The following is a 13,353-nucleotide window of genomic DNA, read 5'->3' on the forward strand; positions in this document are numbered from 1 at the left end:
TGCAGGTCAACAGCTCGCGCCCGCGGCGCTGAGCTCGAGCGCCCTGAACGAGTCGGCCGGTGCGGCGGTCACAGCGACGGGTTCGGGACCACCTTCCTAAGGTGACCGAGCCCTCCAGATTCGGCCGCCTCCTCCGGGTCCGGCTGGCCGCCTGGCCCCCGAGGAGACCCGCCCAGCTAATGGACGTCCTGACGATGGCCTGGCACGCCGCCGGTGCCCCCGAAGTCGAGCTCCCCACGCGGGAAGGCATCTGTGCCCGATGCGGCGCCGGCGGGGTCCTCATCGCCGCGGCCGCGGTCGTCTCCCGCAGTTTCACCGGCTACGACGGGTGGAGTGACCCCAGCCAGACCGGCATCTGCCGGCCGTGTGCCTGGGGCTACCGGCACCCTCCGCTGCGCGCTACCGCCCACCTGGTCACCCGGGCCACCCAGCTGCAGGCCCTGACCCCCACCGAGGTCGGTGAGCACCTCGAGCTCCCCCTGAGCCCCGACCGGGCGCTGATCGTGCCGCTGCACCCCGGGCGCAAGCACCTCGCACCCACCGCGGTCTGGGGCCGGGTCACGATCGAAGACGCCCACCTGTCCTGGGCCGCTGCCGACGTCGACCGGCTGGCCGCCCTCCGTCGAGTCCGCTGGCTCGGCTTCGGGTCCCGGATGCTCACCGCCCCCGCCCCGCCCTGGGCCGTGCTGTCCCGGCTGCCGGCGCAGACCTACCCCGAGCTGCTCGCCGACTGGGCCGCGCTGGCCCCCTGGCGCGAGCGCCGGCCCTGGCTCGGCCTCGCCGTGCACGTCACCGTCGCCGACACCGTCGCCCCGCCGGCTCCTCGTCCCCGCTCCCCGTTGTCCAACCTGAGAAAGGTTCACCGATGAGCTCACCGTTCGTGTGCGTCACCAGCCCGACCGACGACCAGACCCACCTCCTGCTGCACACCCCCGCGATGCCCGGGCACCGGCCGCAGGAGCTCCCCCGCGCCACGCTGTGCGGGGTCGCCACCAGCGAGCTGCACCCGGTCGGCCCGGGCGAGGTCGAGTGCTCGACCTGCCTGCACACCGCGCCGAAGTTCATGGTGCTGCCCGGCTTCTGGGTCATCCGATGACCTTGACCAGCGAATCCACCACCAGCGCCACCAGCACTTCCACCGAGCGTGCCACCAGCAGTGCCACCACATCTGCCACTACCACTGCCACCACGAGCGGCGCGCCGGCGTCCCCGCTCGAGGAGAGCCCGACGGACCGGTGGCTGGCCGTCCTGGGCGAGCGCATGCCGCCGCTGACCGGCCCCGCCGGAACCGCCGAGCGCCTGCTGCTGCTCACCCACTACGGCATCGACTGGCAGGCCGGCTGGGTCAGCCGCTACCGCCGCGTCTACTGGGAGCAGCTGCTGCCCGACCGGGTCATCACCGCCACCTACCGCGCCGGCACCCTGCGCCGCTGGTGGCGCGACGTCGCCACCGAGCTCGGCTCCGCTCCCCGCAACGCCGCCGAGCGCAGCGAGCTCGAGCAGCTGCTGCGCGCGGACTCCACCCCGGTCCTGATGGTGCTGCGCCTGGAGACCGAGGCGCTGCTGCTGCGCACCCGCATCGTCGCCGACGCCGTCCGCGAGACCCGATCGAGCACCGGAGCCAGCTGACCCATGCCCAGCACCCTGAAGTGGAACGCCACCCTGCGCGCCACCTCCTCTATCGCCCACGGCGGGGAGACTCGCGGCACCATCACGCTGCTGCGCCGCGAGATGGTCCTGACGCCGGCCGGGGAGCCCCTGCAGCTCCCGATCGTGTCCGGCAACGGGCTGCGCGGCCGGCTGCGCCGGATCGGTGAGGAGCTGTTGCGCGACGTCTTGCGGTACGAGCAGCAGCTGCCCCTCTCGGCGGCCCACGCGCTGCGCGGCGGTGGCTCCCTGGCCAAGACCACCGGTGAGCCGCTGTCGGGCCGGCGCCTGCAGACCCTGCGGGAGCTCATCCCCCAGGTCGGGGTCTTCGGCTGCGCCGCCGGCGGCCGCATCATCGACGGCTGCCTGCAGGTGGGGAAGGTCGTCCCACACTTCGCCGAGACCGCTCACATCCTCGACCCAGCAACCGAGGGCGCCCGGCCGAGCTTTGACGTGACCCAGATCGAGACCTACATCCGCCAGGACGACACCAGCGCTCACGCCTTCGCCGAGCTCACCGCCGTCGACCGCATCCCGGTCATCGACGGCGTCCCCCAGCTCGACGAGCTCCCCGAGGTCTCCGACACCGACCAGCTCATGCGCTTCCGCATCGAGACCCTGCCCGCCGGCACCCAGCTGAGCACCTGGGTGCGCCTGGACCGGGCCACCCCGCGCGAGGTCGCCTTCTTCACCGAGGTGCTCGAGGTCTTCACCCGCGACGGGCGGATCGGTGGCCGCGCCGCCATCGGCCACGGCCAGGTCGCCACCGAGCTCACCTGCACCCAGCTCGCCGGTGAACCCGCCGAGCCCGTCGACTGGCGGGCACCCCTGCTCGCCGACCCCGCCGCGGCGATCACCGCTCTTCAGGCCCTGGCATGAGCACCCACGTGCCCCTCACCGTCCGCGCCGACCTCGCCGGCGGCATCGCCCAGGCCGCCCCCTGGGGCATCGCCCTGGACGGGCTCCTGGCCTCGGCACTCTGGGCCGACCACAAGGCCGCCACCCACGCCGCCGGCCAGCTCACCGACCGGCTCATCGACACCCCCGACCCCGCCGACCTCGACCTGCCCCTGACCCGCTGCACCACCGACGCCGGCGGCTGGCACTGGGCGGCCACCTGCGCCCACCCCCAGGACCAGGCCTCCCCGCTGCCGGAGGTCCGTCACTGGACCGGGCGCACCGACCACCGGGCGATGGAGCAGCTGGCCACCACGCTGCCGGCCACCGTGTCCGACCGCCAGGGCCGCTACCGGGCCCGCCGCATGCCCCTGATGGTCACCACCTGCCGCGCCGTCAGCTGGCGCGCCATCGGCGACGTCGAGGCCATCACCACCCTGCTGCAGACCGTCACCGCCATCGGCAAGAAGCGCTCCCAGGGCGAGGGCCACGTGCTGGCCTGGACCGTCACTCCCGACCCCACCCTCGAAGCCTGGGACGCCGCACACCTGCACCCCGACGGCACGCTGGGCCGACCCACCCCGGCCGGCTGCCTGGCCGGCCACCCACCCGTCCCCGACGGCGGCCGCGGCACCGCCGGCCTCCGCCCGCCCTACATGCACCCCGCCCGCCAGCAGCTGCTCCACCTGCCCGCGCTCCTGGACGGCTGATCCCGGTGACCCAGCCCGGCCCCGGCCTCGACGTCCACGCCCTGCGCGCCCTCCAGCGGCCCCGCGCGGCCGCCGCCGGCCTCGCCGAGCGCATCACCGCCCACCTGGAAGCCCACGACGGCTACGTCGCCTTCTCCGGCGGCAAGGACTCCCTCGCCGTCCTCCATCAGGTCCTCGCCGTCGAGCCCAACGTCCCGGTCGCCTTCTTCGACTCCGGCTTCGAGTTTCCCGAGACCTACCGCTACCTCGAGCAAATTACCGACCAGCTGCACCTGGACCTGCACTGGTACCCGGCCCGCCAGACCACCCTTGAGGTCCTCGCCGCCAGCGGCGCCTGGGACCACGACGCCCCCGAACCGGCCCAGCGCACCGACCTTCACCAGGTCCTCATCACCGAGCCAGCCAGCCGCGCCCACCGCGACCACGGGCCCGGAGAGCTGTGGGGCGTGCGCGCCCAGGAGTCCCGCGGCCGCGCCGCCCTCTACGCCAACGCCCTGCGCACCGAGCTCGCCCAGCACTGCAACGGGGACTGCCAGCCCGACGCCTCGCATGAGGCGACCCGTCGCGCCCGCCACGGCGGGACCGTCCGACGCATCGACGGCACGGTGGCCTTCGGTCCGGTCTGGGACTGGAGAACTCCCGACGTCTGGGCTTACCTCGCCCGCCACCAGCTGCCGGTCAACCCCGTCTACGCCAAGCTGCGGGCCCTCGGCGCCCCGGAGCACGCCCAGCGCGTCTCCCACATGCTCGACGGCAGCCAGCTCGAGCAAGGTCGAGCGACGTGGCTCCGCCGCGGCTGGCCCCATCTGTTCGAAGAGCTCGCCGCCGCACTGCCCCGACTACGCGAATTTGTCTAGGACGTCAGAACATCCGGCGCGCGTCGACAAGGCAGCTGCACCCGCCAGCGGACTGCAGGCACGTTGCTGATCACTTCTTGTTTTCAAGAGTCAGCACGGTGAGCCGCTTCTCTCTGCGCCTGGCTAGAGTTGATGGATGAACTGTGAGGTGCTAAAGGGCGGCGGGCCTGCCATGCTGCGTCTGCAGGCGGCGGCTATGGCTGTGGGGGCGATCGCTGCACTCTCCGGGTGTACGAGCACTCCTGACCCGCGGTCGTCGAATGAGGCGGAGCGGGCCGACGCGCTGATGCAGTCGCTTGAGGATTTGGGCTACAAGCCGACTCGAGAGGCCGCGACCAGAAACGCGAGGACTTTCTGTACGCAAATCGATAGCGGTATAAGGACTCGCGATGAGGTAGTCGATTTCTGGTCGACAACGGGCGACATAGACGGCGACGTGTGGATGGATGCGGCAGCTCTCTACGCCTGCCCACAGCACTACACCGAGTAGCCAACTCGAAGTCGACCGTAGGCTTCGATAAAAGACATCTACTGTCACCTTGATGGCTCTGTGTGGCAAACCGACTACGGCACATTTGCCAATGTTGTGGGGCTGGTCAGTTCACTTCGCCAACAGCAACCCAACTGCATCAGCTGCGGCGACCCACAATTCGGTTGCCCCCCAGACACCTCGACCACGTCAAATTGCGATTACTCATCCTGGGGTCGCGGCTGCACCGGCGAGGCTGCGCAGCTCGTTGGTGGCCACGTTGCGAATCCAGCGCACACCGCGGGCATCAGTGAAGTGCACCTCCGTGATTTTTACCTGAAGCGGCTCGTAGCCGTCAGGAATCTCGAGAAGCGGATCTAGAAGCTCCTCCAGTGAGTGAGCCTTGGGATGTTCACCTGTCGGCGGAAGCTGGTCGAGGATTCCCGAGCATGAGGATTGTTTTGTGTCGAATAGGCCTTCTTCAACTGGGGACAGCTTTACGAACGAAAGATCGACGTAAACCATAACGTTGCTCACCGGCTGCTTCGAGGCATTCATGCAGTAGATGCCGATGTCAGTGGTCCATCCGTCAGACCAGACGTGAATAAGCTCGGCTTGCTCTCGACGACCTCTCTCTTCCTGTGCTTCTTCTCGCTCAGCAGCACGGGCAAGCTCTTGTCGGCGAAACTCGAGCTCAGTATCTCGTTGTTTTAGCTCGGCCTCGTTCCGCTGCCGTTCCGCCGTTTCTCGTCGCTGCTCGGCAATCTTAGCTAGGGCCTGGGCCCTTTTTCTGTCCGAACGCTCCAAAAAATAGAAGATTAACGGAATCAGGGCAGCGCTAACTGTCCCAAAGGCTGTGGCGTAGTCCAGAGGCCCATCTGGATCGGACAGCACAGTTACGATTGGTGCATCGACAGCGATCACCCAAGCTTCCATGAAGCCATCCTGCCCGAGCCGACTGTGCACCAGGATCGAGGCGTGCCATCCACGATAGGGTTGCACCACTGTTCGGGCGCGACTCCGCATGCGGCTGCCGCCACGGCGAAGGTGGTCGAGAGCCTGCAACTCCCGTGGTCGATAGCGATATTTTCCAGCTGGTCTGCTCCAGCAGACCCCGTCTGGCTGGGGCTATCGAGTTCAATGTTGGAACAGCAGTTGGTGCCCGGCGGCGCTCACCGCACTGAATGAACGCCGCCAGTTCCTGCGTCAGTGACGCTGGCACCGGCGAAGTCCCGGCCTCGCTTGTGCCGGCCGGGGATCTAGCCCTACGTCGTCAAGCACGGCCCAGAGCGGCTCGTCGACGGCCGGGCGCACGGCGCCGAGCTCGGTGGTGGCCAAGCGGTGCCCGGCGATGGCCATCACCAGCTGCTCGAGCACCGGCCGCGCCGAGGCCTTGAACCCGGCGGCCGCCGGCCCGGCCCAGTGCAGTGGCCGCTGCGGATCGACTAGCGGCAGCGTCAGCCGGCGACGCCGTTCGGATCCGCGGCGGGGCGCTGCTGAGGCCTCGCTGGGGTGCGGCGGCAGTGGCCCGCGGCGGTAGCCGGCGGGGTCGAGGTCGACCTCGGAGAGCACCGCCCACAGGTGCTCGTCGACCTGGTGGGCGCCGCCGTGGCCGGTGAGCTGGTGGCGGTGCCCGGCGATGGCCAGCACCAGCTGCTCGAGCACTCGCCGGCTGAGCGGGTCCCACGTCGTCGCGCGCCGGCCGGCCCAGCCCAGCGGCCGTTGCTCGTCGACCTGCAGTCGAGCCCAGGCCTCCTCGCAACTGCGCAGAAACTTGCGGGCACGCTTGCCGGCCGCGTCGTCCAGGACGTCGTCTTCGATCGCGTCCTCGGTGACGTCCATGAGGTCCTCGAGCGCGTCGAAGGCCAGCTCGGTTAGTTCGGGGTCATCGACCAGCACCGCCCACAGCGCCATCCAGCGGGCCCGCCCGTCGACGTCGGAGTCCCGAGGCAGCAGGTTGTCCCGCACCAGCACCTGCAGCTGATGCTCGGGCAGCTGCCGGATCTGGTCCGGGTCGATCGGGTCGGGGATCGGCGTGGGGTCCTTCACCCGGGCCCAGGGCGACTGCAGCGCGGCCTCGGGCTGGTCAGCGGTTGCGGTCAGAGGCGACGGGGGCGTCATGCCGCCACCTGTGCCCGGGAGGCAGCCCGAGCACGCTCAGCGGCCCGGTGAGCGGTGTTCGCGGCCCGGCACTCGGCGCAGCGGCACCCACGCCGGCGATACCACCACAGGTCGCCCTCCCCCGCCGGGTGCAGCGCCTGGGCCCGGTCGGCGGCCGCGGCCGCGGCGAGAGACCGGGCCAGCTCATCCTGGCGGGCGTCGAGCTCGGGCAGCAGCGGGCCGGCATCGCCAGCGAGGGCCTTGCGGTCTGCGGTGGTGGTGCCGGCCCAGTAGCCGACCGAGCGGGTCTCCAGCGCCCGGGTCAGGCAGGTCGACCGGGTGGGGCAAGACCGGCACAGCCGGCGCTGCAGGCGGGGCACGACCAGGGCCTCCCGGTCGGGGACCCAGTCCAGGTCCGCCCGGCCGGTGCAGGCAGGGAAGGCCCCAGAACGTGAACCGGAGGCGACCCCACCGCGGTGGAGTGCCTCCGGAACAACCTGCATGCTCGTAGTGCCGGCAGCGTAGTTCTCGGTGGGTCGGTGCATCAAGGCGTTCATCGGGAGCTCCTTCGTCGCTGGCTGGTCAGGCCGGCGTCGCCTGGGTTGGGGCGACGCGTCTGCGATGATCCCCACTCGCGCTGCGGACTGTCAAACAGGTGGGAGGTGACGGAGTGGCCGGGCACTACACCTACGACCAGGTCGCCGACCGCATCGTCGCCGAGCTCGGGGTCCCCCGGCCGGCCCTTTCGACCCTGCGCGCGGCTGCAGCGACCGCCGGCCGGGGCACCAACCAGCGGGTCCGGGTCACCGCCGGCATGCCGCGCCCCTTGCAGGGGCGGGTGGACCGCCAAGTTCTCTTCGACGCTACGGAGATCGACACGTGGCTGGCCAACCACCCCGCCCGCGCCGTCCGCCGCGCGCGCGCCGCCCTGGCCGCCGCGGCGCCGGAGGACCGGCAGGCCGCGGTCGACCAGGCTCGCGCCTCAGGGCTGAGCTGGGCCGAAGTCGCCGATGCGATCGCCGGGGCTGAGGGGATCACCCGCACCCGCCAGTGGGCCCAGCAGCTCTACGGCACCAGCCAGACGCCGCAACCAGCCCACGACACGGTCACCGAGCCAGCAGACAGCTGATTGATCCCCAGCATCACCACGGCTGCTCGGCGATGACGCCATCCGCCCCACCGCGGACGAGCAAGGTGTGGTCCCGGCGCTGGGCGTTCCACGTGCGCTGCCAGTTTTCGCCCTGGCTGTCGGCGTAGTAACCGCTCAGAGGTCCGTTTCGGTGGGCGAGACACCAAGAAGAGCTAGCTCCTCACGTGCGATGTACTCGGGCACGGGGATCCACGTTGCGAGGTTCTCCCGAAGGACATGACCCAAATCACCCCTGGTCCCCGTGCGGTGAGAGAAGTGCCGACCGAGCACGTAGCCCCGGTCATACAGCTCTTGTTCGCCCTCCCAGCCCTCTGACTCCAGTTCTCGCATCTCGTACATTCGTGACCAAATCTGCAGGTCTCCAGCGTCGTGCTGAAACCATTTGTGGTGCAACTGGCGGCGGGTTGCCTCGCTGGGTACCTCGGTTAGGAGTTCCCGAAGATCGCCTTCGCCGTGCCAGTCAACCGCGCCGGGGTAAGAGAACTCTTGCCAGTCCGTGCATCTACTGACCAGTTCATCTACTTCCGCCACTTCGTCACCGACGTCGTTTCCAACGGCCCACGTCAAAAAGGACTGACCGTCGGACAGGTAGTACAAGGCCACGAGGTAGCTGCGTCGGTACCCGTCGTAGCCCACGAGGCCCCGCCAATCCTCGGGCACTGCCTGCAGACTTCGGACCCACACCAAGTCTGACCATCGACCGCCCAGCCAGCTGGTAGCAGCGTCCTCCTGAGTCATAGGTGGAGGCTTCCAGCCGCTGCGTCTGGGCGCTAGCTGCAGGACCCCCCGTCCTTGGGCAGCAGTACTGATCAGGCCAACTTCTGCCTGTTGCCTCAGCAGCTGCCGAGGGCATCACCCGCACCCGCCAGTGGGCCCAGCAGCTCTACGGCGCCGGCCGGATCCCGCAGCCGGGCCGGCGACGCGGTCACCGAGTCACCAGCGAGCTGATCCCCACCGTCAGCGCGGCCGCGGCCAACATCGCCGGCCCGAACGGCAGCTGGGCGTGCCGGTCCGCGCGGCGGGCCAGCAGCAGCAGCACCGCCAGGACCGCCTGCAGCGCGAAGGCGCCCACCGCACCGATCGCCACGACCTGCCAGCTCACCCAGCCCAGGTACAGCCCGGTAACGCTGGCCAGTCGGACGTCGCCCATCCCCACGCCCCGCGGCGAGATCAGTGCCAGCAGCAGGTGCACGGCCAGCAGGGCCGCTCTGGCCAGCGCGGCGCGCAGCAGCGCGTCCCAGGAGGGGGTGGCGGCCGCGGCGATCAGCAGCAGCAGCCCACCGCCGGCGAGGGCCGGCCAGACGATGCGCCGCGGCAGCAGCTGGTGCTGCACGTCGACGACGGTGAGCGCCACCGCGGCGGCCAGGAACCACAGGTAGGCCGGCAGGACCGCTGTGACGCCGGTGCAGACCACCCACCGCCAGGGCGAACAGGAGGCCGGTGAGCACCTCGAGCACCACCGGAGGAACAGGGCGGGCTGCCGGCGCTGCCGTGAGCCCGGAGGGGACCCTGGCGGGCACCAGGTCTCCAGCTCGGCGACGGATCACCCCGCCGACGACCGCACCGAGAGCACCGAGGATCAGCGCCACCAGCGCGGTCACCCTCGCCGGCCCGGGCAGCAGCTCATGCGGTCACCCTGACACGGCCGGCCCGGACCGGGTCGCCGGTGTGGTGCCAGCAAGGCGCCATCAGCGGAGGCCGATAGTGGAGTGCGTGTCACCCCGAGATCCTGGCCGGCCGCCGCGTCAGCTGCCGGTGCCCGACCACCTGACGGTCACCTCCTGGGACGACCTCGCCCTGGCGCTCGAGGACGTCGACCGGCGGCTGGGCCCGCCCGTGCCCGTCCGCGTTCGATGGTCCGGGGAGTGGCACGAGCCGGCCCTGCTGCACGGCTGGCAGCAGAGCGAGGACCGCGGGGACGGCTGGCTGGGCTGTGTGGAGTACCACCGCGTCACCGCCCCCGGATTCGCCTTCGCGGTCGGCCGGTGGACGCCGGCCTGGAACATCGAGCGCGTCCAGGACGACGCCCCGCCCTTCTAGGAGCTCTGCGCCGGCGTCGGGGGACGGCTGGTGAACACAGCTGGCTCCGGATGTTGACGAGCCGCGGCCCTCTTCACGATGCGCATCAGTAGATCGGCCAGCTGGATCACTTCCGCAGCCTCCATCGGATCGTCGAATTGGACGGCTCGGTGGCTGGCGGGATTCTTGTAGGCGCCGATGGCGCCGGCGAAGAGGTCAGCGGTTGCCTGCTGCTCGCCGCCCTCCGCCTCAGGGTCACGGAGGACGCCGTCGGTGGGACTGAAGGCCTTGCGCATTAACTTGGTCCCCAACAGGTCGTTCGGCAGGCCAGCGACCTTCCGGACTTCGACCTCCACGGCCTTCATGGCCGCGAACGAAGCCGTCTCGTAGTCCCCCAGTGCGAAGTTGGATCGAGCTGAGGACAGGGTGGGGTCGAGGTCGCCGGCGAGTCGGTCAGCGGCCCATACCTTCGCCAGTGCGTTGTCGTCACTGGCGACCTCAGCGCCGGCCGCGGTGAGGCGATACCAACCGCCCGATGTGGTCTTCACGGACGGTCCGATGAGGGCTTGAGCTTCCAGCCACGCCCAAGCGTCAGAGAGACGAGCCAGCATCATGTCCAGATCACGTGGCCGCGGGTCCCCGTAGCCACCGCGTTGCTTGAACGACTGGACGATGGTGTTGAAGTTCGGTTCGTCGTCGAGCGACCTGAGCAGTTGCAGGCTGAGATCGGGCAGCGGCAGATTCCGAACGTCGTCGTACTCCAAGGTCATGCCGGTGACGCTAAGACCACGGTCGACCAGTGCTCGATGCAACAGCGCAACCGACTCAACTGCTCATCTAAGAGAAGCGTTCAGCCCTGTCGACCGCCAGAGCGGCTACCCCGCGACCCGCTTGGGCGGCTGTGCGCTGGAGCTGGAGCTGTCAACGGCCGCACAGTCGGCCGTGTCCGGTGCGGTCTGTTCGACGGGCTTCTCAGTCCGGTAGGAGGCCACTCCGCGCTTGATGTCGGGATGCATCTTGAGCTCGGGACGGCCATGTGAATCGGTCCAGCCCATGGGGTGCTCCTTCAGGTTGTTGTGGTGGGCTCGTCGAGGTCGACGAGCTGGACGACGTGGCGGCTGCCGAGGGTGCCGTCGGGGCGGCGGTAGGTGGCCCGGTGGGCGCCGGCGACCCGTAGCCGCATCCCCCGGGGCAGCAGGTGGCTGGTGTCATCGACGCTGTCGGAGTAGCCCAGGTAGGCACCGCGCCGGGTCTGCATCTCGAAGACCACCGAGCGGTCTTCAGGGGCTGCGTCGGTCTCGATCTCGTGCATGGTGTGCGCGCCGGCGGTGAATCGGTCGAAGTGGACGACCGTGCCGGTCGGGAAGTTGTTGCGCACGAAGCCGTCGAGGTTGGACCGGTTGATCACTGCGGGCATCCGGACGTTGCTGTAGACGACGTGCCCGCGGTCGTTGGCCCGCTCGAAGGCCTGCACGGCGCGGTCGACACGCTGGATGTCCCGCCGCTGACGGTCGTCGAGGACTTGGACGTCGCCGGCGGCGTCGGAGAGGGCGTCGTTGAGCTCGGACCACCGCTCCGGCCGGCTGATCAGCGCTCCCGTGGCGGCGTACTGGGTGGCGGGCAGCCGTTCCTGCGCTGCCCGCTTGTTCACCGACCGGGCCTTGCGCTGCCTCGAGCTCAGCGGCGTCCGGATGGCGTCGGGCTCGGGTAGGGCTCGCTCCATGGCCGGGTGGGGCACCTCGGCCGCCGTGGCTCGGGGCATCGCGCGTTCCCGGTCCCGCTGCTGCCGGGTCAGCCCCGGCATCGACTCCACAGCGACGTCCAGATCGCGTGCACCGTCGCGGGTCTCGGATCGGGCCCCAGCAGCTGCAGCGCCGATGGACTGAGCCTGCTTGGTCGCCGTGCTGGAGGACCCGCGATCGGCATCGACGACGTACCCGTCGGGGTTCGCGCTCCGGCTACGCCCCATCGCAGGGTCACCGGCCCGTCTTGTCGAGGTCGACCAGGTCGCCGGCGACGTCTAAGCGCACCGGGTGACCGACCGCGGCGTACAGCCGTGCGGTCGCCTCAGCTCCGGCCTGCCCGAAGGGCTCCCGGTGGACGCTGACCCGGCCCAGCAGCGCCCCGCCTCGCCCCCTCCAGCGGTCATCGACGGTGCTGCTGTTCGTCCCCGGGTCATAGCTGACCTGCACTTCTTCTGCGCTCACATCCGCGGAAGGTGACCGCAGGCGTGGGAGTGTGACAACGGCCTCGAGTTCCGGTGCGCCATCCGCGGCGGCCGGCTGAGGAGCAATCGCCAGAACGATTCCGAGAAGGGATGGGATGTCGGCACGACACGATCGAGCGGTTCGCCTGTCGGCGTACGCGACCCTGTGGTCCTTCCTGGTGTTCGGCGTCTTCTGGTACATGGCCGCGGTTCTCTTCACCTTCAATTACGACGTCAGCGAAACCTGCACCCTCAGCCACGACCAGACGTATGACCCAGAGACCGCCGAGCTGTCCTCCAGCTTCCCGTTCAAGAACACATGCAATTCCGACTTCGACATGATGCCGACATTCGTCAATCCGACGTTCGTCGCACTGGGGGCTCTCGCTCTGCTCTCGTTGGCTTCTCTCATCGGCGCAGCTGTGCACCGAAACAAGGTCCTCACGCGGTCCTGAACGACCGTTCACGTCGTAGGCCACACGCGTTCAGCGCAGCCCGTGGGTGGCGGCGAGCTCATCGAGGTCGACGTCGGGGGCCCCGGGCAGCCAGGTGCGGGTGCTGCCCTGCTTGGGCGCCCACACCCGGCCCCGTACCCGCCACGGGGACACGGCGGTGAGGACCTCGTGGACGAGCAGCTGGGCGTGGAAGCGGGTGGGCACCACCCGGAAGGCGACCACCTGGCCGTCGCGGGGCCGGCTCCGGCTGGTCACCCGGGTCAGGGCCGCCTGCAGCACGCCGTGGTCGAGCTCGGTGATGGTCACCAGGTGCTGGTCGAGCCACTGCTGCTCCCGCCACGCCGGCAGCACCCCGCGCCCCTTGGGCAGCGCGATGCGCTCCAGGGCGTCGCGGGCATAGCCGGCGGTGCGCTGCTCGTCGCGGCGAACCTGCTCATCGACGCCGGCCAGCGCCCGGACCGCCTCGGCGTGGGCTGAGGACATCGGGGCTCGGGCGCCGGCTGGAGCGCGCAGCCAGCGCTGCACGGTGCGCCGGCTGACCCCGAGCTCAACGGCCGCGGCCGCGGTGTCGGGCCCACCACGGCGGGCCGGCCCGAACAACATCAGCAGCGCGACCGCCAGCTGGTCACGGGTCCAAGCCGGCGGTGCATCGACGGACTCCTCGATCCCGCCGGTGCCCGGCCCGGTCACAGCCCGCTGCGGGGGTCGTCGACCGCGACGTCGGTGATGGAGTCGAAGCCCCAGTCGTCGAGGTAGTTCTCGCTGGCGTAGCCCTCCAGCCAGGCCATGTAGCCCTTGTCCCCGCCGTCTTCGTAGGCGCTCAGCATCTCTTCGGTGGCCTCC

The 13,353-nt window shown here is 70.1% G+C and carries 19 protein-coding genes; 10 read left to right on the top strand and 9 right to left on the bottom strand.

Annotated features, from left to right (window positions below; all coding sequences use genetic code 11):
* Nucleotides 1-179 precede the first annotated feature (179 nt).
* From FB380_RS23555 to FB380_RS23585, 7 genes are all read left to right on the top strand, one after another.
* Nucleotides 180-869, top strand: a complete 690-nt coding sequence (locus FB380_RS23555; RefSeq protein WP_208384078.1) for a hypothetical protein — start codon at nucleotides 180-182, stop codon at nucleotides 867-869.
* Nucleotides 866-1,096: a hypothetical protein gene (locus tag FB380_RS23560; RefSeq protein WP_166757804.1), complete on the top strand. Its 231-nt coding sequence runs from the start codon at nucleotides 866-868 to the stop codon at nucleotides 1,094-1,096. Before FB380_RS23555 ends, FB380_RS23560 begins: the two co-directional genes overlap by 4 nt.
* Before the next feature lie 164 nt (nucleotides 1,097-1,260).
* The gene (locus FB380_RS23565) at nucleotides 1,261-1,629 is read left to right on the top strand and encodes a hypothetical protein (RefSeq protein WP_166757805.1); all 369 of its coding nucleotides are present in this window, start codon (nucleotides 1,261-1,263) and stop codon (nucleotides 1,627-1,629) included.
* Nucleotides 1,630-1,632: 3 nt separating this feature from the next.
* A complete protein-coding gene (locus FB380_RS23570) occupies nucleotides 1,633-2,526 on the top strand; it encodes an RAMP superfamily CRISPR-associated protein (RefSeq protein ID WP_166757806.1) in 894 nt (297 codons plus the stop codon).
* Nucleotides 2,523-3,254, top strand: a complete 732-nt coding sequence (locus FB380_RS23575) for a hypothetical protein (RefSeq protein ID WP_166757807.1) — start codon at nucleotides 2,523-2,525, stop codon at nucleotides 3,252-3,254. The genes FB380_RS23570 and FB380_RS23575 overlap by 4 nt, the downstream gene beginning before the upstream one ends.
* A 5-nt stretch (nucleotides 3,255-3,259) precedes the next feature.
* The gene (locus FB380_RS23580; RefSeq protein WP_166757808.1) at nucleotides 3,260-4,111 is read left to right on the top strand and encodes a phosphoadenosine phosphosulfate reductase domain-containing protein; all 852 of its coding nucleotides are present in this window, start codon (nucleotides 3,260-3,262) and stop codon (nucleotides 4,109-4,111) included.
* Between the two features lie 136 nt (nucleotides 4,112-4,247).
* Nucleotides 4,248-4,601 (top strand): hypothetical protein, encoded by a 354-nt coding sequence (locus FB380_RS23585; protein ID WP_166757809.1) that lies wholly within the window; start codon nucleotides 4,248-4,250, stop codon nucleotides 4,599-4,601.
* A gap of 204 nt (nucleotides 4,602-4,805) precedes the next feature.
* Here the strand turns inward: FB380_RS23585 and FB380_RS23590 are convergent, their stop codons facing one another.
* From FB380_RS23590 to FB380_RS23600, 3 genes are all read right to left on the bottom strand, one after another.
* Nucleotides 4,806-5,516 (bottom strand): DUF4200 domain-containing protein, encoded by a 711-nt coding sequence (locus FB380_RS23590; protein ID WP_166757810.1) that lies wholly within the window; start codon nucleotides 5,514-5,516, stop codon nucleotides 4,806-4,808.
* A 270-nt stretch (nucleotides 5,517-5,786) separates the two neighbouring features.
* Nucleotides 5,787-6,701 carry a hypothetical protein gene (locus tag FB380_RS23595; protein WP_166757811.1) on the bottom strand — a complete coding sequence of 305 codons (915 nt, stop codon included), beginning with the start codon at nucleotides 6,699-6,701 and terminating at the stop codon, nucleotides 5,787-5,789.
* Nucleotides 6,698-7,060: a WhiB family transcriptional regulator gene (locus tag FB380_RS23600; RefSeq protein ID WP_166757812.1), complete on the bottom strand. Its 363-nt coding sequence runs from the start codon at nucleotides 7,058-7,060 to the stop codon at nucleotides 6,698-6,700. The genes FB380_RS23595 and FB380_RS23600 overlap by 4 nt, the downstream gene beginning before the upstream one ends.
* Nucleotides 7,061-7,350: 290 nt before the next feature.
* Here FB380_RS23600 and FB380_RS23605 point away from each other — a divergent pair, with 290 nt between their 5' ends.
* Nucleotides 7,351-7,809 carry a hypothetical protein gene (locus FB380_RS23605; RefSeq protein ID WP_166757813.1) on the top strand — a complete coding sequence of 153 codons (459 nt, stop codon included), beginning with the start codon at nucleotides 7,351-7,353 and terminating at the stop codon, nucleotides 7,807-7,809.
* A 135-nt stretch (nucleotides 7,810-7,944) separates the two neighbouring features.
* Here the strand turns inward: FB380_RS23605 and FB380_RS23610 are convergent, their stop codons facing one another.
* Both FB380_RS23610 and FB380_RS23615 read right to left on the bottom strand, forming a co-directional pair.
* Nucleotides 7,945-8,433 carry a hypothetical protein gene (locus tag FB380_RS23610; RefSeq protein WP_166757814.1) on the bottom strand — a complete coding sequence of 163 codons (489 nt, stop codon included), beginning with the start codon at nucleotides 8,431-8,433 and terminating at the stop codon, nucleotides 7,945-7,947.
* A 322-nt stretch (nucleotides 8,434-8,755) separates the two neighbouring features.
* Nucleotides 8,756-9,244 (bottom strand): prepilin peptidase, encoded by a 489-nt coding sequence (locus FB380_RS23615; protein WP_166757815.1) that lies wholly within the window; start codon nucleotides 9,242-9,244, stop codon nucleotides 8,756-8,758.
* 341 nt (nucleotides 9,245-9,585) lie between these two features.
* Between FB380_RS23615 and FB380_RS23620 the strand changes: the two genes are divergently transcribed.
* Nucleotides 9,586-9,870 carry a hypothetical protein gene (locus FB380_RS23620; protein ID WP_166757816.1) on the top strand — a complete coding sequence of 95 codons (285 nt, stop codon included), beginning with the start codon at nucleotides 9,586-9,588 and terminating at the stop codon, nucleotides 9,868-9,870.
* Here FB380_RS23620 and FB380_RS23625 read toward each other — a convergent pair.
* The 3 genes from FB380_RS23625 to FB380_RS23635 form a co-directional block, all read right to left on the bottom strand.
* Nucleotides 9,867-10,619 (bottom strand): TIGR02391 family protein, encoded by a 753-nt coding sequence (locus tag FB380_RS23625; RefSeq protein WP_166757817.1) that lies wholly within the window; start codon nucleotides 10,617-10,619, stop codon nucleotides 9,867-9,869. The two genes, FB380_RS23620 and FB380_RS23625, sit on opposite strands and share 4 nt — an antisense overlap.
* 296 nt (nucleotides 10,620-10,915) lie before the next feature.
* Nucleotides 10,916-11,662 (bottom strand): hypothetical protein, encoded by a 747-nt coding sequence (locus tag FB380_RS23630; RefSeq protein ID WP_208384079.1) that lies wholly within the window; start codon nucleotides 11,660-11,662, stop codon nucleotides 10,916-10,918.
* Nucleotides 11,663-11,825: 163 nt separating this feature from the next.
* Nucleotides 11,826-12,056, bottom strand: a complete 231-nt coding sequence (locus FB380_RS23635) for a hypothetical protein (RefSeq protein ID WP_166757819.1) — start codon at nucleotides 12,054-12,056, stop codon at nucleotides 11,826-11,828.
* A 178-nt stretch (nucleotides 12,057-12,234) separates the two neighbouring features.
* Between FB380_RS23635 and FB380_RS23640 the strand changes: the two genes are divergently transcribed.
* Nucleotides 12,235-12,510, top strand: a complete 276-nt coding sequence (locus FB380_RS23640; RefSeq protein WP_166757820.1) for a hypothetical protein — start codon at nucleotides 12,235-12,237, stop codon at nucleotides 12,508-12,510.
* Between the two features lie 30 nt (nucleotides 12,511-12,540).
* Here the strand turns inward: FB380_RS23640 and FB380_RS23645 are convergent, their stop codons facing one another.
* Entirely contained in the window at nucleotides 12,541-13,200 is a 660-nt protein-coding gene (locus FB380_RS23645) for a hypothetical protein (RefSeq protein WP_166757821.1), read from the bottom strand.
* Nucleotides 13,201-13,353: the final 153 nt, after the last annotated feature.

This window comes from Modestobacter marinus (genome assembly GCF_011758655.1).
GTDB classification, from domain to species: Bacteria; Actinomycetota; Actinomycetes; order Mycobacteriales; family Geodermatophilaceae; genus Modestobacter; species Modestobacter marinus.